This is a genomic window from Agrobacterium sp. 22-3639C2 (assembly GCF_053522105.1).
The window spans coordinates 527,288-546,248 of sequence record NZ_JBNWDB010000003.1; the positions used below are offsets into that span (position 1 = coordinate 527,288).

Consider the following 18,961-nt stretch of genomic DNA (forward strand, 5'->3'; position numbering starts at 1 on the left):
ATCATCATTCCTTTTTACGGCGACAAAACCAAAAGGAAAGCATTGACGCAAGCCGGTAACGGCAGTATGGCAAGCTTATCCCGTGGTGATTTGGCCGGTCGGCTTGCAGCCACGTTAAACAAGTGGCTAAAAAGACCGGGTGCTAGGAACCGGTCTGCTTTTGCGACCGGTTTTTTTGTTTTGAGGTGATCACATGAGCAATAAATGGCGCCCGGCAACCCAGCTCGTTCACGGTGGTACGCTACGCTCACCCTATGGTGAAACGTCGGAAGCGATCTATCTGACCCAGGGTTTCGTTTACGAAAACTCCGAAGCCGCCGAAGCGCGCTTCAAGGGCGAAACGGATGGCTTCATCTATGCCCGCTATGCAAGCCCGACCAATGACATGTTCGAAAAGCGCATGTGCCTGCTGGAAGGTGCGGAAGACGCCCGTGCGCTTGCCTCCGGCATGGCCGCCGTGACAGCCGCCATCATGTGCCAGCTGCGTGCCGGCGATCACATCGTTGCTGCCCGCGCGCTTTTTGGCTCCTGCCGTTGGGTGGTAGAAACGCTTGCACCCAAATACGGCATCGAGTGCACGCTGATCGACGGACGCGATCTCAACAATTGGGAAAAGGCGATCCAGCCGAACACCAAGCTGTTTTTCCTCGAAAGCCCGACCAACCCAACGCTCGAAGTGGTGGATATTGCCGGCGTGGCGAAGCTCGCCAACCAGATCGGCGCGAAAGTGGTTGTCGACAATGTTTTCGCCACACCGCTTTTCCAGAAGCCACTCGAACTCGGCGCCCATATCGTCGTTTATTCGGCGACGAAGCATATTGACGGTCAGGGCCGTTGCCTTGGCGGCGTGATCCTTTCCGACAAGAAGTGGATTGAGGAAGAGCTGCAGGACTATTTCCGCCACACCGGCCCAGCCATGTCGCCGTTCAATGCCTGGACGCTGCTGAAGGGCATCGAAACCCTGCCGCTGCGTGTCAAGCAACAGACGGCCAATGCCTCGAAGATCGCCGATTTCCTCGCCGACAGCGGCAAGGTTGCCAAAGTGATCTATCCTGGTCGCGCCGACCATCCGCAGGCAGACATCATCGCGCGGCAGATGTCGGGCGGCTCGACGCTCGTGGCTTTCGAACTGAAGGGCGGCAAGGAAGCGGCATTCGCACTGCAGAACGCGCTTGATATCGTGAAGATTTCCAACAATCTCGGCGATGCCAAGAGCCTCATTACCCACCCTGGCACCACGACGCACAAGAACCTGACCGACGAGGCGCGTGCCGAACTGGGTATTTCCGGCGGGACCTTGCGTCTTTCCTGCGGTATCGAAGATACGGACGATCTGCTGGAAGATCTGGCGAAGGGTCTTGCGGCCGTTTCAGTTTAAGGATTCAATCGACATACCGCCATGGCCCGACTTCGCCGTCGGGCCATGGCACGCATCCCGCCTGGGTGAGAGCCCGCGTCGGGCAACCAATATTTACCTTTACCGTTATCCCTAACGGTGAAAAAACGGCGCAACAGAAGATGCACGTGGTCGTCAAGTCATTCATTTTCTTGACGATAGCCAGAACCTGTAGTGTAGGATGATGGCAGCAGGGAAAATATCGAGGTGTGGCGCGTATGTATCGTGCTCTGACAAGGGATATCGAGGTAACGGTCGATCCGTATTATCTCGAGGAGCAGTCCGACCCGGATGACGATCGTTATGTCTGGGGCTATAAAGTCGTGATCTCGAACAATTCCGATGTTCCGATAACACTCGTCAACCGCTATTGGCACATCACCGACCAGAACGGACAGGTGGATGAGGTCTACGGGCCGGGTGTCGTCGGCGAAAAACCGCATCTGAACCCCGGCGACAGTTACGAATATTCATCCGGCTGCCCGCTGGATACGCCGTCAGGCCTTATGTTTGGCCACTATGAAATGGAAACGGACAAAGGCGAGGTGTTCAACGTCACCATCCCCGCCTTTTCACTGGATTCACCCGGCCTGTTGCGGGTGCTGAACTGACAAAAAAGCCGCGCCATTCACAAGCGCGGCTCTCCTCGTCAGACGTTTTCAAACTCGCTGACATCGTAGCGATAGGTCGTGGAGCAGAACTCGCACGTCACGGCAATCGCACCGTCTTCCTCACTCGCCTTGATCTCTTCAGCGGTGAAACCGGACAGCACACCCTTGATCTTGTCCCGTGAACAGCTGCAACGGTCGAAAATGACCTGCGGATCGTAGATGCGCACGCCGCTCTCGTGGAAAAGCCTGTAAAGCAGACGCTCCACTGGCACCTGCGGATCGGTCAGCTCGTCGGTATCCACCGTATTCAGCAGCGACACTGCCTCTGTCCAGGCATCGTCCTCCGCCACTTCATAATCGCCCTCGTCGCCGTCACCGCCATGGAGATCGCGCATGCGCAAACGCTCGGGCGCCTGCGGCAGGAACTGGGCAATCACGCCGCCTGCACGCCAGCTATGGCGCGGCTTGCCTTCGCCGTCACGGTCGAAGAACTGGGCAACGCCGAGGCGCACGCGGGTGGGAAGCTGTTCCGACTGACGGAAATAAACCCCGGCGATTTCTTCCAGCGAAGAACCGTCCAGCGGCACGATGCCCTGATAAGGCTGCATGCCGACGCCCTGATCGATGGTGAAGGCCAGAATGCCGGTTCCGAGCAGTTGTTCGGGCGAGGTTTGCCCCGCAGCAACAGCTTCCGCCAGCCGCTCCTCATCGAAACGGGCATAAGCGCGCATGCTCTCGGGCGCGGTGAAATCCGCCACCAGAAGGTCAACCGGGCCGTCGCCCTTGGTCTGCACAGTCAGCTTGCCGGAAAATTTCAGGGATGTGCCGATCAGCGCCGTCAGAACCGTTGCTTCCGCGAGCAGGCGGGCGACAATCTCGGGATATTCGTGACGTTCGAGGATGGCATTCAACAGCGGCCCGACCTGTACGGCGCGACCGCGCACGTCCAGACCTTCGACCTGAAAGGGCACAACCTTGTCGTCGCCAGCTAAATCGAGATTGTCCAGTTCAACCGTTACATCTGCCATGTCATAACTCCTTGGCGCAGCCGTTGCGCCGCTACCGTCCAAAAGTCCGGCTTTTAAAATGTACTTTTTCAGCTTGTCGCACAGAGATCCGGGAAGCGAAACCGCCTCCGGGGAAAATCGTGCAAATCGTGAGGTGGCCCGCCAGCGAAAAGCCGACGAGCGTCTTCGAAGCCCCACAGATGGGAATGTGCATCGCCGAGTTCAAGCACCCGGCCGATAGCGGTCAGATGACGCCCATGCACCATGCAATAATGGACTTCTGAGCATGGAGCCGGTTTTCCGCCTCGTCGAAGACCACCGATTGCGGCCCGTCGATCACTGCATCCGTTACTTCCTCGCCGCGATGCGCCGGCAGGCAGTGCATGAACAGCGCTTCCTTGTTGGCCTTCACCATCAGCGCTTCATTGACCTGATAAGGCTGGAAGATATTGTGGCCGCGCGCCTTGTGTTCCTGGTTCATGGACACCCAGGTATCGGTGACGACGCAATCAGCGCCCGCCACTGCCTTGTCGGCATCGTGGTACAGCGAGATTTCGCCGCCATTGTTGCGTGCCCAGTTCAGGAACTTGTCGTGCGGTTCCGAACCCATCGGTACTGCCATCGCCATGCGGTAACCGAAACGGGCGGAGCCTTCCACGAACGAATGCAGCACATTATTGCCGTCACCCGTCCAGGCAATGGTCTTGCCCTTGACCGGGCCGCGATGTTCCTCGAACGTCAATATATCCGCCATGATCTGGCAGGGATGCGTGTCGTCCGTCAGGCCATTGATAACAGGCACGGTGGCGTGTTCGGCAAGCTCGAGCAGACGCGAGTGATCCGTGGTGCGGATCATGATGGCATCGACATAGCGCGACAGCACCTTGGCCGTATCGCCAATCGTTTCCGCACGGCCCAGCTGCATTTCCGTGCCCGACAGGAAAAGGGTCTCACCGCCGAGCTGGCGCATGCCGACATCGAAGGAGACGCGGGTGCGTGTGGACGGTTTTTCGAAAATCATTGCCAGCATCTTGCCAGCAAGCGGCTTTTCCGCCGTGCCGGTTTTGGTGGCAATCTTGCGCGTGCGCGCATCATCAAGAATTGTCCGCAGATCCTCCGACCCGACGGCCGAGAGGTCCAGAAAATGTTTTGGTGAACCCATTCTAATCTGTCCCATGCTTGCGAGCCCCTGAAGAGAGGCCCGCTCTTGATTTTTTCAGGCGCTTTTTGCCTGTTTCGCAACCGTCAGGGAGGCGGCAGCCGCGTCGATACGTGCAAGACCCTCGCGGGCCTCTTCGGCCGTGGTGACGAGCGGCGGCAGAAGACGGATGACATTTTCGCCCGCAGGCACGCCAAGCAGATGCTCTGCGCGCATGGCCTGCAACAATTCGCCCGAAGGAATCTTCGCCTTGATGCCCAGAAGCAGACCTTCGCCGCGAATTTCGTCGATCACGTCAGGATAACGGTCCTTGAGCGAGGCCAGACCCTGCCGGAAGACCAGCGCGACGTCACGGACCTTCTCGAGAAAACCTTCGGAGAGAACGACGTCAAGCACGGCATTGCCGACTGCCATGGCCAGCGGGTTGCCGCCGTAGGTGGTGCCATGTACGCCCGCCGTCATACCGGAAGCGGCATCTGCCGTGGCAAGACATGCGCCGAGCGGGAAACCGCCACCGATACCCTTGGCGACCGCCATGATATCGGGCGCAACACCGGTATGTTCATAAGCAAACAGCTTGCCTGTGCGGCCGACACCCGTCTGGACCTCATCGAAAATCAGCAGCAGACCGTGCTCGTCGCACAATCCGCGCAGGATTTGCAGGAATTCCTTGCTGGGCGAGCGAATGCCGCCCTCGCCCTGGATGGGCTCGATCAGAAGTGCTGCAGTCTCAGCCGTGATGACGGCCTTGAGGGCATCGACATCACCGAACGGAACCTGATCGAAACCTTCGACCTTGGGACCGAAACCTTCGAGGTATTTCTGCTGGCCACCCGCGGCGATCGTCGCCAGTGTACGGCCATGGAAAGCGCCTTCGAAGGACACGATGCGGAACTTCTCCGGATGGCCCTTGGTATAGTGATAACGGCGGGCGGTCTTGATGGCGCATTCCAGGGCTTCCGCGCCTGAATTTGTGAAGAATACCTTGTCCGCGAAAGTCGCTTCCGTCAGGCGCCTGGCGAGTTTTTCCTGTCCCGGTACTTCATAAAGGTTCGAGACGTGCCAGACCTTCTCGGCCTGCGTCTTGATCGCATCAACGAGGTGAGGATGGGCGTGGCCCAGCGAGTTGACAGCAACACCGGCCGCAAAATCCAGATATCGCTCGCCGCTTTCCGTGAACAGCCATACACCCTCACCGCGCTCGAAGCGCAGGGGGGCTCTTGAGAACGTATCAAACAATGGCGCGCCGGCTTCGGCCATGGCTGTATCACTCCTTGCGCAGATGCGCTGTCAAACTGTTGTCAATAGGCTTGCGGGGTTATCCCTCGCCTGAAAATCAAAATGCCGCCTTGCGGCGGCAGGGGCACTATTGTCACTTCGTTTGCCGATGTCAACAAAAGTCAGCGTTTCCCGGGCTTCTCAAGCACTAGTATGCGGCGGCGGGCCAGCCCCAAGGTGTTGCCTTTCAGACTCAATACGCCAGCAAGTTGGGGAAAACCGGAAAATCGATTCCAGATGATTCCCGCGACTCTTGCCACGGAGTCGGGCTGGCACTAGGTTAATCGCTAATTACTAGACTGCATTGCGGCGGAACTAGTCACCGAAAATCAGGCGGAAACCACGCTTGCGGCATGCGCGCGAGACGGAGAGGGATTCTGCCGAAAATACACGCGACAAGCGGAGAAGCGGCATGAACTGGACAGACGAACGAGTCGAAAAGCTCAAGAAATTGTGGTCCGAGGGCCTTAGCGCCAGCCAGATTGCAGCGCAGCTGGGCGGCGTCAGCCGTAATGCCGTGATCGGCAAGGTCCATCGTCTCAATCTGCCGGGACGCGTCAAGGCTGGCGGTCCAGTGACTTCGGCACGCTCCGCGCCGAAGCGCACCGCTGCCCCTGCCCCGCGTGCGACGACTTTCGCAGGTCGCGTCAACGCGGCACCGGCACGCATCCTCACCCGTTCGAACGCGGCAACGGCGCTGCACGAGGAGATCGATATCGAGACCGCGCAGGTTCTCGATTACGTTCCTTCCAAGAACGTTGTCACGCCGATTTCCCGTCGCCTGACGCTGACGGAACTGACCGAGCGCACCTGCAAATGGCCGGTTGGCGATCCGCTGAAGGACGACTTCCATTTCTGCGGTTGTGAAGCGCTGGAATCTTCGCCCTATTGCAAGTTCCATGCGAAACTCGCCTACCAGCCGGTGAGCGAGCGCCGCAAGGCTTGAGTGTTGCGGCACGCATTCAGCACTCAAAAATTACGGGCCTTCGGGCCCGTTTTTTTATGACAAAAATAAAGCGGCTTTCTGGGCGGCTTGATGGCAGGCCGCACCCTTTCCCCTTACTATTGGGCGTGACCCCTCAATCCGGATTTCAACGCGCAGCCGATCTTCTCCGGTCAAAACGGATAATGGCATCGAGTTTGGCGGATACTCATATAGAAAAAGCCCGAAATCGTTTCAGATTTCGGGCTTCCTGATTTTTTTGTGCACTACTTCGCCAGCGAAACTATCTGGTTCCGCTTCGCTCAGGCTTCCATCGAATATCCCGCACCACGCACCGTGCGGATGACATCCTGCATGTGCGAGAAGTTCAGGGCCTTGCGCAGACGTCCGACATGCACATCGACAGTACGCTCGTCGACATAGATATCATGACCCCAGACGCCATCCAGCAATTGCGAGCGGGAAAACACCCGACCCGGCGACGTCATCAGGAATTCCAGCAAGCGGAATTCCGTCGGGCCGAGACGCACTTCGCGGCTTTTGCGGTGAACGCGATGGGTCTCGCGGTCCAGTTCGATATCGCCGCATTTGAGCACCGACGACAGAACCTCCGGACGGGCCCGGCGCAACATGGCCTTGACCCGGGCCATGAGTTCCGGCGTCGAGAACGGCTTGACGACATAATCGTCAGCGCCCGTAGCGAGACCGCGAACCCGTTCGCTCTCTTCGCCACGCGCCGTCAGCATGATGATGGGCAGGCGTTCTGTTTCCGGCCGCATTCTCAAGCGCCGGCACAGTTCGATACCGGAGACACCGGGCAACATCCAGTCCAGGATGAGAAGATCCGGAATGCGCTCCTGCAGCCTGATTTCCGCCTCATCGCCACGGGGTATCGTGTCGACGTCGTATCCCTCAGCCTCGAGATTGTAACGAAGCAGGACGCTCAGCGCTTCCTCGTCTTCCACAACTGCAATCTTGGGCACCATATGCTGAACTCCGCAAGCTTCTGCTTGTCTGTTACTCGGTCACCGAACCAAGCGTGTTGGAACTGTCGTCCTTCGGACGCTCGCCCTCCGGCTGGCTGCCAGTGGTCATGTAATAGATCGTCTCTGCGATATTCGTCGCATGATCGCCGATACGCTCGATGTTCTTGGCGCAGAACAGAAGATGCGTGCAGGTGGTGATGTTGCGCGGGTCTTCCATCATGTAGGTCAGAAGCTCCCGGAAGAGCGACGTGTACATGGCATCGATTTCCTCGTCGCGTTCACGGATCGCATTGGCCTTTTCGGCGGAACGCGTGGAATAGACGTCGAGGACTTCCTTGAGCTGCACCAGCGCCAGGTCGGACAGATGCTCGATGCCGCGGGCGAGCTTGCGCGGAACGCCGGTGCCGGCGACAGCGATAACGCGCTTGGCCGTGTTCTTGCCAAGATCGCCGACGCGTTCGAGATCGGCGGCGATACGCAGGGTGCCGATGATCTCGCGAAGGTCTGCCGCCATCGGCTGACGCTTGGCGATGGTTACGATCGCCTTGTCGCCAATTTCGCGCTCAGCATGGTCGAGAATGGTATCGTCCGAAATGACCTTCTGCGCGAGCGCAGCATCGGAATTGACGAGTGCGCGCACGGCGTCACCGCACATCTGCTCGGCAAGACCGCCCATTTCGGCGATGCGGCGCGTCAGAAACTTCAGTTCGTCGTCATAGGCAGACAGGATATGCGAATGGGTCGTTGTCTGTGTCATGGTCTATTCCTCCGGCTTGGCCTGCATGCGCGTGCCCAACAGCGGGGCACGGCAGAGGCACCAGTCTTGTACGGTTACGATAAAGCACCGGCCGGGGATCAGCCGAAGCGGCCCATGATGTAGTCCTGCGTGCGCTGGTCGTCCGGATTGGTGAACATCTTGTCGGTTTCGTTTTCTTCGACAAGGTGACCAAGATGGAACATGGCCGTACGCTGGGAAACGCGCGCCGCCTGCTGCATGGAGTGCGTGACGATGACGATGGTGTAGTTGGTGCGCAGTTCGTGGATGAGTTCCTCGACCTTCGCAGTCGCGATCGGATCCAACGCCGAGCACGGCTCGTCCATCAGGATCACTTCCGGGCTGACGGCAACCGCGCGTGCGATGCACAGACGCTGCTGCTGGCCACCGGAGAGGCCCGTGCCGGATTCCAGCAAACGATCCTTCACCTCGTTCCAGAGACCCGCTTTCTGCAGGCTATGCTCGACGATCTGGTCCATATCCGCCTTGTTGCGGGCGAGACCGTGGATACGCGGGCCGTAGGCGATGTTCTCATAAATCGTCTTCGGAAACGGGTTCGGCTTCTGGAACACCATGCCGACGCGGGCACGCAGTTCCACGACGTCGATCTGCTGATCGTAGATATCGTCGGTATCGAGCGTGATCTTGCCGGTGACCCGGCAACCGTCGATCGTGTCGTTCATGCGGTTCAAGGTGCGCAGGAAAGTGGATTTACCGCAACCGGACGGGCCGATAAGTGCAGTCACCGTGTTTTCGCGGACATTGAGGTTCACGTCGTAAAGCGCGCGCTTTTCGCCGTAATAAACCGAAACATCCTTGCCGATCATCTTGTATGAGACTTCATTCATTTTCTTGTCCAGCGCCTTTTCAACTGCTGCTTCCGACAACATGTTCATTGCTCTAGCTCCCTCTACCAGCGCCGCTCAAAGCGGCGACGCAACAGGATTGCGCCAACATTCATGAGAATGAGGAACAGAAGCAGGATGATGATAGCGCCAGATGTCCGTTCGACAAAGGCACGCTCAGCTTCGTTCGCCCACATGTAAATCTGCACCGGCAGGGCCGTGGACGGATCCATAGGCGTTGTCGGATAGTTCGCGACGAATGCCACCATGCCGATCAGAAGCAGCGGCGCCGTTTCGCCCAGTGCGTGGGCGAGACCGATGATGGTGCCGGTCAGAATGCCAGGCATTGCCAGCGGCAGGACGTGATGGAAAATCGTCTGCATCTTGGAAGCGCCAAGACCGAGTGCGGCGGCGCGGATCGACGGCGGCACGGCCTTCAATGCAGCGCGGGTGGCGATGATGATCGTCGGCAGGGTCATCAGCGTCAGGACGAGGCCGCCGACCAGCGAGGCCGAGCGTGGAAAGCCCATGAAGTTGATGAAGACGGAGAGACCGAGCAGACCGTAAACAATGGAGGGAACAGCCGCCAGATTGTTGATGTTGACCTCGATAAGGTCCGTCAAACGGTTCTTGGGGGCAAATTCCTCCAGATAGATGGAGGCCGCAACACCGATCGGCAGCGACAGCACCAGCACGATCAGCATCATATAGAACGAGCCGATCAGCGCAACGCCAACACCCGCGGCTTCCGGACGGCTCGAAGCGCCGTTGACGAAGATGCCGGTATTGAAATGCTTGCCAAGCTGTCCGCTTTCCACGAGCTGGTTCATCCAGCCGAGCTGCTGGTTCGAGATACGGCGGTTTGCTTCATCCCCCGACATGTCGACCTGGCCCTTGAAGGCGCTGTCGACATCACCCGACGCCAGAAGCGTGACGCTGCGCGTGGTGCCGATGACGGACGGATCGGCGACGACGATATCACGCAGCTGGGTGCGTACGCTGTCGGAGATCATGACGTTGACGGCGCGAAGACCGGCCTTATCCGTCGGCGCGACGCCGAGAACCTTTGCCACCGCATCACGGGCGAGGACGGGGTAGTTGGCCGTCATCAGCTTTGCAGGATTGGTTGCGCGCTCGTTCTTTGGATCGATGATCAGTTCGGAAAACTCGACCGGAACGGTGATCATCGTCTGCTGGAAGGCGGTGTGACCCTTGGATACGACCGACCAGAGCAGCAGAAAGAGGAAGATGAGGCCGAACGAGATTGCTGCCAATCCATAGGCGCGGAAGCGGCGTTCAGCTGCATAGCGACGCTTGATGCCGATATCACGGCGCGTGGCCTTGTTCACGGCGGCAGCACCGGCCGCCGGAGAAACGATGTCGGTCATTCATATTGCTCCCGGTATTTGCGCACGATGTAAAGCGCGTAGATATTCAGGCAAAGCGTGATTGCAAAAAGAGTTATGCCCAGCGCGAAGGCCACCAGCGTTTGCGGCGAGGTAAACTCAAGGTCACCCGTCAGCTGGCTGACAATCTTGACCGTCACTGTTGTCATGGGTTCGAAGGGGTTGAGCTGCAGGCGGGCAGCGACACCAGCCGCAAGAACCACGATCATGGTCTCGCCGATCGCACGCGACGCCGTCATCAGCACGGCGCCGACGATGCCGGGAAGAGCGGCGGGAAGGATGACCTTCTTGATGGTTTCAGAGCGCGTGGCGCCGAGACCGAGAGAGCCATCGCGCAGCGAACGCGGCACGGCGGTGATGATGTCGTCAGACAGCGACGAAACATAAGGGATCAGCATGATGCCCATGACGAAGCCGGCGGTGATGACGCTCTGCGCCTGGATGAAGTTGGCGTAGTTGCCTGTCGCAAGACCGCTGATCTGCGTAGAAATGTCTCGCAGGAAAGGACCAACGGTCGTCAGCGCGAAGAAGCCGTAGACGATTGTCGGGATGCCCGCGAGCACCTCGAGCAGCGGCTTTACTATCGAGCGAAGGCGCGGCGTCGCATATTCCGACATATAGATCGCCGAAAACAGCCCGACCGGAACGGCGACCAGCATGGCGACGAAACCAATATAGAGCGTGCCGGCGAGCAGCGGGATCAGGCCGAACTGGCCGGAAGAGTCAGTCGCACCGGCAGCGGCAAAACGCGGATCCCATACCGTTCCGAAGAAGAACTGGTGCGCCGGAACCATGGTGAAGAACTGGATCGCTTCTGAAAGCATCGAAAGGACGATGCCGATGGTCGTCAGGATGGCGATGGACGACGCGACGACCAGAGCCGCGAGAATGACCCGCTCCACCCTGTTGCGCGCCCGAAAACGCGGCGCGATTGAACGCAGTGCATAAGCGGCACCGGCGAATGCGGCCAGCAGCACGGTGGCGATCATGCCCAGGCGGCTGGTGGAGGTCATCGCATTCAGCGTCTGGGCGGCATCGACCATGAAACGCTGGGGTTCGCCGGCAATTGCCACGCCCTTCGATGCCAGAAGCGATCTTACCGCAGCCGTATCCGCATCAACCTTTGCGGTTTCTTCCGGCGTCAGACGCTGAAGACCGCGGGCGATGGACGTTACCATGCCGTAGGTGAGGCTCTGCTGCGCTTCGGATTGGGAGCGCACATCTTCGGGAAATTCGCCACGCACCGCAGAGGTAACGATCAGCGGGCTGATAACAAGCCAGATACAGAGAATGAGCGCTGCGGGCAGCACCGCCCAGACGACAGCGTAGGAACCGTGATAACCGGCACGGGAATGCATGCTGGAGGGACGCCCACCAGACAAAGCAACGGCGCGGCGGCTGCCGAGCAGATAACTGCCGATGCCGATCAACACCAGTATCAGCAAAAGGATCGATGTGTTCATTAGAGTTCCCTCGTCGTGCCTCAAGAGCACGGTGCGATATCGGGCAAATCAAAAAGTCATCAAAACGAGACCGCTGGACCATCCAGAGATGCTTGCCGCCTGACTGTAACAAAGTCTGGCAAGCGTCAAGGTTGATACATCCTATCCATCTGTAATCCATCAACAATTATGTGGACGGCGATGGATGGGAACTGTCAACCGTAGACAGCCGCCTTAAGCACAACGGTACCGGAGCGGAGAGAGGGGTGCGGCAGGCCGCACCCCTCCTTGTTTATTACATCGAAGCGCCGGCAGCGAACTTGGAGCGAATTTCTTCGCGTTCTTTTTCCGGAGCTGCAACGAGGCCGTAGTTTGCGAGCGGGGAGTCGGGGCCGATCATTTCGTCAGAAACGAAGAACTCGACATATTCCTTGAGGCCCGGGATAACGCCCAGGTGAGCCTTCTTCACGTAGAAGAACAGCGGGCGCGAAACCGGGTACTTGCCGCTGGCAACGGTTTCCGTGGACGGAACAACGCCGCTGACGGTCGCAACCTTCAGGCGGTCAGCGTTGTTCTCATAAAATGCCAGGCCGAAAACGCCGAGGCCGGTCTTGTTGGCGTCGATGCGGGCAAGCGTCTCGGTGTAGTCGCCGTCGATGTCGACTGCAGCGCCGTCCTTGCGAACTGCAACGCACTTGGCAGCAGCCTGCTTGGCGTCGGTGATCAGCGCCTTGATGGCGTCGGTCGCCTTGGCTTCCTTGCAGCCGTCAGCCATGATCTTCTCTTCGAAGACTTCGCGTGTGCCGTGCTTGGAACCCGGAATGTAAGCGGCGATCGCTACATCAGGCAGTTCCTTGTTGATTTCCGACCACTTCTTGTAAGGGTTGGCAACGAGCTTGCCGTCCTTGACGATTTCAGCGGCGAGCGCGAGGTACAGATCCTTCGGCTCGAGCTTGATGTCCTTGTTGGAAGAGTCCATTGCGAAGACGATGCCGTCGTAGCCGATCTTCACTTCCTGAACGTCGGCAACGCCAGCGGCCTTACAAGCGGCAAGTTCGTCGCCCTTGATCGGGCGCGAAGCGTTTGCAATGTCGATGGTGCCTTCGCCGACGCCGGAGCAGAACGCCTTCAGACCGCCGCCCGTGCCGCCAGACTCAACAACTGGAGCCTTGAAGTTCGGGAAAGTCTCAGCAAAAGTTTCGGCAACGATCTTGGCATAGGGCAGAACCGTGGAGGAACCAGCAACCTGGATCTGGTCGCGAGCAGCGGCGGCGCCAGCGAAGGCGACAGAAGCCACCAGAGCTGCTGCGGAAAATTTAACGAAGTTCATTTGTCTCTCCCGTCGTGGGCTTGTTTGTGGACGCAGCCGATAGCGGCAGACGCTCTTAGCATGCGCTCGGCGGTCTCTTCTTAACCACCGTAACCACTTCCTTTTATGTCACTTCGGTGAAAGATTTGTGACAGCCTAAATTATTGATTTTATTTATAAAATTTTTCGAAGCTGAAGACTGTAACGTACTCTATGTCAGAATCTGACGGTAAAGTCAGTGCCATTGCCCAGTTCCGATTTAATGATGAGGCGGGCGCGGTGGCGGGTGAGGATGTGCTTGACGATGGCAAGCCCGAGGCCGGTCCCTTTTTTGGAGCGACTGTCAGCGACACTGACGCGGTAAAACCGTTCCGTCAGACGCGGCACATGTTCAGCAGGAATGCCCGGCCCCTTGTCAATGACGCTCACCTCCACCGGCTTACCGGGTTCGGCACGCAGCCAGACATCCACGACCTTGCCTTCCTGGCCATATTTACAAGCATTTTCAACGAGGTTCTGAAACACTTGCACCAGCTCGTCGCGGTCGCCCTGCACTTCTGCCGGCCGGTCGGGCAGATGCAGCGTAATAACCACATCCAGCTCGTTGGCGAGTGGCAGCAACGCATCCCGGACATGGCCGATGACTGGGACGAGATCGACCTTCTGGTCCGGCGCAATATTCGCCCGCAATTCCAGCCTTGAAAGCGACATGAGGTCATCCACCAGCCTGCTCATGCGTGTGGCCTGATCGAGCATGATGGCGAGGAAACGTTCCTGCGCTTTGGGGTCGTTGCGGGCCGGCCCCTGCATGGTTTCGATGAAACCGCGCAGCGAGGCGAGCGGGGTGCGCAATTCATGGCTTGCATTAGCGACGAAGTCGCTGCGCATGCGGTCGATGCGGCGAAGCTCCGAAACATCGCGGAACGACAGGATGTAGAACGGTGGACCCGCTGCCTCTCCCGCATCCGCCCGGGCAATGCGGACGATGAAGACCCGCTCTGAGGGAAAACGCTCGGAATGCTCGACCTGGTTGGGCTGGCCGGTGGTGATGGTTTCGCGAATGACATCCAGCAAGCCCGGCGAACGCAGCCGGGCGGAAATATGTGCGCCGGCCGGAAGCTGGCCAAAGGCGCGTTCCGCCGCGCCGTTCTGATAAAGCACGCCTGCGTTTTTATCGAGGATGAAGACCGGCGTATCCAGAACGGCCAGACCCGCCCTCACCCCGGAAATGACGTTTTCGCCGGGCACATCAGGTTCTTCCGCCTCAGCAGCTGCGGTTTCATCCTTAGCCGGCTCCTCCGGCTTTTGCCGAGCGGTCAAAATAGCGATGACGGCGCAGAGCCACAGGACGGCGGGCATATAGGGCGTTTGCAACTCAGAAACGGCAGCGACGGCAAGCATGCTGACGACGAGAACAGGCAACCAGTTTCGGCCAAGCTTTTTCGCAAAAAGCTTCAATCCACTCTCGCCTTTCATGACTGCCATTTCAGCACACTTTCCACTTTCACCTGACAGCGCATCGGAGTCTCATAGGCCAGCTTCATGACAGAGATTCATCATCGCGTATTTTCCACAGCGTATATGCGCAAAATCTGCGCCGCAATCGTCACTGCGGTAGCACTCCGGCTAACCAATCCTCTTTCACTTGAATTATGCGGGTGGATATGAACTCATTGGCAGCGAGTTGCCTTTACACAACAACATCAGGAGGAAAGCATGGGCGAAGAAACGAAGAAGCGATCGGTGGAGATCACCATTGGCGGCAAGCTGCGCAGCTTCGACATCGACGATCCGGTTCTTCCCGACTGGGTGGAGGAGAAGAAGCTTTCCGCCGGAGATTTTCCTTACGATAAAAAGATGAAGCGGGAGGAATACGACGCCACCCTCGAGGCGCTGCAGGTGGAGCTGGTCAAGGTGCAGTTCTGGCTGCAGGCCACCGGCAAACGGGTGATGGCAGTCTTCGAAGGACGCGATGCCGCCGGAAAGGGCGGCGCGATCTTTGCGGCCCACGCTTACCTCAACCCCCGCTATGCCCGTGTCGTGGCGCTGACCAAACCAACCGAGACCGAGCGTGGCCAATGGTATTTCCAGCGCTATATCTCGCATTTCCCGACGGCTGGAGAATTCGTCCTCTTCGACCGTTCCTGGTATAACCGCGCCGGGGTGGAGCCTGTCATGGGCTTCTGCACCCCGGAAGAGCACAAGCGCTTTCTCAAGGAAACACCACGCCTCGAAAAGATGCTGGTCCATGAGGGTGTTCATCTGTTCAAGTTCTGGCTTGATATCGGCCGCGAAACGCAGATCGAGCGCTTCCATGACCGTCGCCACAGCCCGCTGAAATGCTGGAAGCTTTCCGACATGGATATCGCCGCGCTGACGAAGTGGGACGACTACACACAAAAGCGCGACGAGATGCTGGAAAAGACCCACGCCGATGTCGCCCCGTGGACGGTGGTGCGCGCCAACGACAAACGCCGTGCGAGGGTGAACCTCATTCGCCACATCCTCAATACGCTTGACTACGACGGCAAGGACAAAAAGGCGATTGGCGAAATCGACGACAAGATCCTGGGATCAGGACCGGGTTTTCTGAAATAAGACTGGGAGACGTCAACAAGCGCCCCGGCTGCGGCGCTTGTTCCCTCTTCTTGCTGGATTCTTACTGACCCGGCAAAATGCGCACGGAGTACAGGTTCACCGGGCGGGCATTACCATCGATATCGCTGTTGATGAAGATCTTGCCGGGCGCATTCGGGGCAAGCGAACGCTCGAACGTCGTGTTCAGCAGCATATCCGCACGCTCGGCCGTGGCCGTGAAACGGTGACGGGAGCAATCGCCCAACGTGGCGAAATCGCATGCTACGGAAACCTGCGTTTGCCGATCGCTGGAGGATTGCAGCGTGATCGAGATGGTCGAGGATTTACCCGCCATGTCGCGCATCACTTCCACCGGAACCTCGACGCTGATTGCGCCGTCCTGAGAGACGCTTCTCGACGTCACCCGTATCGCCTTGCCGGCGGGTGTGGCGATGTTCTCGACACTGGCGCGGGAGCCTGCCGAAACTCCGGAACTGCCGCGCTCCGCATTAAATACTTCCACCCAGTCGTCAGAAAAACCGCGGCCGGCGGAAAGGCTCGGCGCGGGCTCAGTACCGTTGAAGTCCTCCGCCTGGACTTGTGCCGGCGGATTAGGCACGCTGGTATCGCGCTGCTCCGGCGTGAGCAGCAGGCCGGAGGAATAGACCCACCAGGCGCCGAAACCGACAAAGGCCAGAAGCGATACGAGCATGAAAAGCCGGGCGAAAAGTCCGCGACGCTTGCGGCGGCCAACGGCACCTTCCGGACGAAACGCGAGCGAGGCGTCACCTGCGCTGGAGCCTCTCCTTGGCGGTTTTCCATTACGACGTCCAGCACTCAGCGGCTCCGGAGAGGCAGCGACGCCAGGCCGCACGTCGCGCGTTTCGCCACGCAATTCCGGCTCGACTGCCATATCGCCGTGATGCTGCGATTGTGAGACGGGATCGACCGAGGGGCCGTCATGCGCCGCACTTTCCGGCACAGGCGGCCGCAACTGCTGCTCCACCCTGTCCAGAAGACGATTCCGCTCTTCATTCTCTATAACATGGATAAGGCTTTCGAGCCGCTGGCGCTGCTGGCCCACAATCTGCGGGTCGTCTATGCCCTGCTTGCGCAGGCCCGCTTCCAGTGCCTGACGGGACGATTGGTAAATTCGTGCACGAACTTCGGCGTTCGATCTGTCCGATTTTTCCAGAGCATTTCTGATTGCCGTTTCCAGTCCGCTCACGACCGATCCTTATTCTACTGCTCTTCGCAAAAAATATGTGGCAGTGCGCCATTGGTTTACGATTCGGTAACGGCTATGCCGCGCCTCCGCAAGCATCGTTTGCGATAAAGACCGGATTGCCTTGGGGAAAATCGATCCATTGTGGCGCTGTGAGCGCAGGTCTGCCGGGCCAGTACGACGCTGTTTTCGCTTTCAATCCGCTGCCGAACACGATATTGACTTACGTGCGCGTAAACGTAATCCGTGGGAGGAGACATGCTGCCGTCCGTGCTGAAAGACAATCTGCGTCTTCCGGTCATAGCGTCACCGCTATTCATTATTTCGCATCCGCAATTGACGCTGGCGCAATGCAAGGCGGGTGTCATCGGCGCTTTCCCGGCGCTGAATGCGCGGCCCGAAAGCCAGCTGGACGAATGGCTGGCAATGATCACCGAGGATCTGGCCGCCCACAACAAGGCTAACCCCGAGCGCCCGGCTGCTCCTTTCGCCGTCAACCAGATCGTACATATGTCCAACCGGCGGCTGGAACACGATCTCGGCCTTTGCGTCAAATACAAGGTGCCGGTGGTGATTTCCTCGCTTGGTGCAGTACCGGAAGTCAATGCGGCCGTGCATTCCTATGGCGGTATCGTGCTGCATGATGTCATCAACGATCGCCACGCCCGCTCCGCCATCCGCAAGGGCGCGGACGGGCTGATTGCAGTGGCAACGGGTGCCGGCGGACATGCGGGCACGCTTTCGCCCTTCGCCCTGGTTCAGGAAATCCGCGAATGGTTTGATGGCCCCCTGCTGCTGGCTGGCGCCATCGCCAATGGCGGCTCCATCCTTGCGGCGCAGGCCATGGGCGCGGATATGGCCTATATAGGCTCCCCCTTCATCGCGACGCAGGAAGCCCGGGCCTCCGACGCTTACAAGCAGGCGATCGTGGAGGCACAGGCCAAGGACATCGTTTATTCGAACTATTTCACGGGCGTACACGGCAACTACCTGAAAAGCTCGATCGTCGCCTCAGGCATGGACCCCGACAACCTGCCCGAAGCGGATCCTTCCAAGATGGACTTCGAAACCGCCACCGGCGGCGCAAAGGCCTGGAAGGATATCTGGGGCGCCGGACAAGGCATCGGAGCGGTCAAGGTGGTGGAGCCGGTGGCTGACCTCGTCGATCGGCTGGCACGCGAGTATGAGGCAGCCAGACAGCGCATCTGCGCGAGAGGCTGAGGCCACCTATAAACAACGGGCAGGCTTTTTTTCGGATTTTTCGAAACCCGCGCATTCAAGGCTTGAAATCCGTCAGCATTGCCTGTATCAGCCCGCCATGAAGCTGATCCGTAACAAACGGGTCACAATCGGGCCGCTTTAGCTCAGTTGGTAGAGCACGTCATTCGTAATGACGGGGTCACGTGTTCGAGTCACGTAAGCGGCACCATTTCTTCCTAAAAAAATTCATTTCCGACACTTAGTTGCCTTTGGCGCGGCGTTGTCCACTGGCGGAAATCGTCATTTGGCGCTGCTGCTGCAATCATAAAACCTTTGAAACCAAACGGGCCTCCGCACGTTGAGCAGCAAGTCGCAATCAAATGGAAAGCCTGCCATCGTGGATGTCCTTCGTATTCTTATCGCCATCATTCTTCCGCCGGTTGGCGTGTTTCTCCAGGTCGGACTAGGCCTGCATTTCTGGTTGAATATCCTGCTCACGCTTTGCGGTTACATTCCCGGCATCATTCACGCGATCTGGGTGATCCTGCGCAAATGAGATTTGCGCGGCATATGACGGGACAACCATCAGATGCGCACAATATTTTAGTGCGTGATTAAATTCGTAATTCCGACTGGAACCTCATCTTCTCCCTCACGTTATGGTGATGACACCAGCTAAGGAGAAAATCATGAACCAGATCATCTACATCGTGGGCCTCGTCGTCATCGTTCTGGCGATTCTTTCGTTTTTCGGCTTTCGTTGATCACCGTTGTCAATTCGATCGCTTGCGCTTATTCTAAT

General features: G+C 58.4%; 17 protein-coding genes, 1 tRNA gene and 1 riboswitch. Of the genes, 7 read left to right on the forward strand and 11 right to left on the reverse strand.

The window, feature by feature from the left end:
• Window positions 1-72 precede the first annotated feature (72 nt).
• Window positions 73-151, forward strand: a riboswitch (SAM riboswitch).
• A 42-nt stretch (window positions 152-193) separates the two neighbouring features.
• Together ACQZ6D_RS15570 and apaG are read left to right on the forward strand one after the other, a co-directional pair.
• Window positions 194-1,378 (forward strand): O-succinylhomoserine sulfhydrylase, encoded by a 1,185-nt coding sequence (locus ACQZ6D_RS15570; RefSeq protein WP_003514934.1) that lies wholly within the window; start codon window positions 194-196, stop codon window positions 1,376-1,378.
• Window positions 1,379-1,614: 236 nt separating this feature from the next.
• A complete protein-coding gene (gene apaG, locus ACQZ6D_RS15575) occupies window positions 1,615-2,007 on the forward strand; it encodes a Co2+/Mg2+ efflux protein ApaG (protein WP_003514932.1) in 393 nt (130 codons plus the stop codon).
• A gap of 38 nt (window positions 2,008-2,045) precedes the next feature.
• Here apaG and ACQZ6D_RS15580 read toward each other — a convergent pair whose 3' ends face one another.
• The 3 genes from ACQZ6D_RS15580 to ACQZ6D_RS15590 all read right to left on the reverse strand — a co-directional run bounded on the left by ACQZ6D_RS15580 (window position 2,046) and on the right by ACQZ6D_RS15590 (window position 5,433).
• Window positions 2,046-3,035, reverse strand: a complete 990-nt coding sequence (locus ACQZ6D_RS15580) for an Hsp33 family molecular chaperone (RefSeq protein ID WP_003514930.1) — start codon at window positions 3,033-3,035, stop codon at window positions 2,046-2,048.
• Between the two features lie 223 nt (window positions 3,036-3,258).
• Window positions 3,259-4,176, reverse strand: coding sequence for an ornithine carbamoyltransferase (gene argF / locus ACQZ6D_RS15585; protein ID WP_174047376.1), 918 nt, complete (start codon window positions 4,174-4,176; stop codon window positions 3,259-3,261).
• 54 nt (window positions 4,177-4,230) lie between these two features.
• Entirely contained in the window at window positions 4,231-5,433 is a 1,203-nt protein-coding gene (locus tag ACQZ6D_RS15590) for an aspartate aminotransferase family protein (RefSeq protein WP_174047374.1), read from the reverse strand.
• A 430-nt stretch (window positions 5,434-5,863) separates the two neighbouring features.
• Here ACQZ6D_RS15590 and ACQZ6D_RS15595 point away from each other — a divergent pair, with 430 nt between their 5' ends.
• Window positions 5,864-6,397, forward strand: coding sequence for a GcrA family cell cycle regulator (locus ACQZ6D_RS15595; protein WP_003514924.1), 534 nt, complete (start codon window positions 5,864-5,866; stop codon window positions 6,395-6,397).
• A 299-nt stretch (window positions 6,398-6,696) separates the two neighbouring features.
• On the opposite strand, the gene phoB is transcribed toward ACQZ6D_RS15595, so the two are convergent.
• From phoB to phoR, 7 genes are all read right to left on the reverse strand, one after another.
• On the reverse strand, window positions 6,697-7,380 hold the full coding sequence (gene phoB, locus ACQZ6D_RS15600) for a phosphate regulon transcriptional regulator PhoB (protein WP_003493692.1): 684 nt from the start codon (window positions 7,378-7,380) through the stop codon (window positions 6,697-6,699).
• Between the two features lie 31 nt (window positions 7,381-7,411).
• Window positions 7,412-8,137, reverse strand: a complete 726-nt coding sequence (gene phoU, locus ACQZ6D_RS15605; RefSeq protein WP_003514921.1) for a phosphate signaling complex protein PhoU — start codon at window positions 8,135-8,137, stop codon at window positions 7,412-7,414.
• 98 nt (window positions 8,138-8,235) lie between these two features.
• Entirely contained in the window at window positions 8,236-9,051 is an 816-nt protein-coding gene (gene pstB / locus ACQZ6D_RS15610; protein WP_003514913.1) for a phosphate ABC transporter ATP-binding protein PstB, read from the reverse strand.
• Between the two features lie 14 nt (window positions 9,052-9,065).
• Window positions 9,066-10,388: a phosphate ABC transporter permease PstA gene (gene pstA / locus ACQZ6D_RS15615; RefSeq protein WP_003514911.1), complete on the reverse strand. Its 1,323-nt coding sequence runs from the start codon at window positions 10,386-10,388 to the stop codon at window positions 9,066-9,068.
• Window positions 10,385-11,869: a phosphate ABC transporter permease subunit PstC gene (gene pstC / locus ACQZ6D_RS15620; protein ID WP_003514909.1), complete on the reverse strand. Its 1,485-nt coding sequence runs from the start codon at window positions 11,867-11,869 to the stop codon at window positions 10,385-10,387. Before pstC ends, pstA begins: the two co-directional genes overlap by 4 nt.
• Before the next feature lie 274 nt (window positions 11,870-12,143).
• Window positions 12,144-13,178 carry a substrate-binding domain-containing protein gene (locus tag ACQZ6D_RS15625; RefSeq protein WP_111799289.1) on the reverse strand — a complete coding sequence of 345 codons (1,035 nt, stop codon included), beginning with the start codon at window positions 13,176-13,178 and terminating at the stop codon, window positions 12,144-12,146.
• Window positions 13,179-13,373: 195 nt separating this feature from the next.
• Window positions 13,374-14,633 carry a phosphate regulon sensor histidine kinase PhoR gene (gene phoR, locus ACQZ6D_RS15630; protein ID WP_046205579.1) on the reverse strand — a complete coding sequence of 420 codons (1,260 nt, stop codon included), beginning with the start codon at window positions 14,631-14,633 and terminating at the stop codon, window positions 13,374-13,376.
• A gap of 240 nt (window positions 14,634-14,873) precedes the next feature.
• On the opposite strand from phoR, the gene ppk2 reads away from it, so the two are divergent.
• Window positions 14,874-15,755, forward strand: coding sequence for a polyphosphate kinase 2 (ppk2, locus tag ACQZ6D_RS15635; RefSeq protein WP_448729818.1), 882 nt, complete (start codon window positions 14,874-14,876; stop codon window positions 15,753-15,755).
• A gap of 61 nt (window positions 15,756-15,816) precedes the next feature.
• Here the strand turns inward: ppk2 and ACQZ6D_RS15640 are convergent, their stop codons facing one another.
• Window positions 15,817-16,962, reverse strand: coding sequence for a hypothetical protein (locus tag ACQZ6D_RS15640; RefSeq protein ID WP_019564345.1), 1,146 nt, complete (start codon window positions 16,960-16,962; stop codon window positions 15,817-15,819).
• A gap of 255 nt (window positions 16,963-17,217) precedes the next feature.
• Between ACQZ6D_RS15640 and ACQZ6D_RS15645 the strand changes: the two genes are divergently transcribed.
• The 3 genes from ACQZ6D_RS15645 to ACQZ6D_RS15655 all read left to right on the forward strand — a co-directional run bounded on the left by ACQZ6D_RS15645 (window position 17,218) and on the right by ACQZ6D_RS15655 (window position 18,715).
• Complete coding sequence (locus tag ACQZ6D_RS15645; RefSeq protein ID WP_065703777.1) at window positions 17,218-18,180, forward strand: NAD(P)H-dependent flavin oxidoreductase; 963 nt, start codon at window positions 17,218-17,220, stop codon at window positions 18,178-18,180.
• 132 nt (window positions 18,181-18,312) lie between these two features.
• A tRNA-Thr gene (locus ACQZ6D_RS15650) sits at window positions 18,313-18,388 on the forward strand.
• Window positions 18,389-18,556: 168 nt separating this feature from the next.
• The gene (locus ACQZ6D_RS15655) at window positions 18,557-18,715 is read left to right on the forward strand and encodes a YqaE/Pmp3 family membrane protein (protein WP_003514897.1); all 159 of its coding nucleotides are present in this window, start codon (window positions 18,557-18,559) and stop codon (window positions 18,713-18,715) included.
• Window positions 18,716-18,961 lie beyond the last annotated feature (246 nt).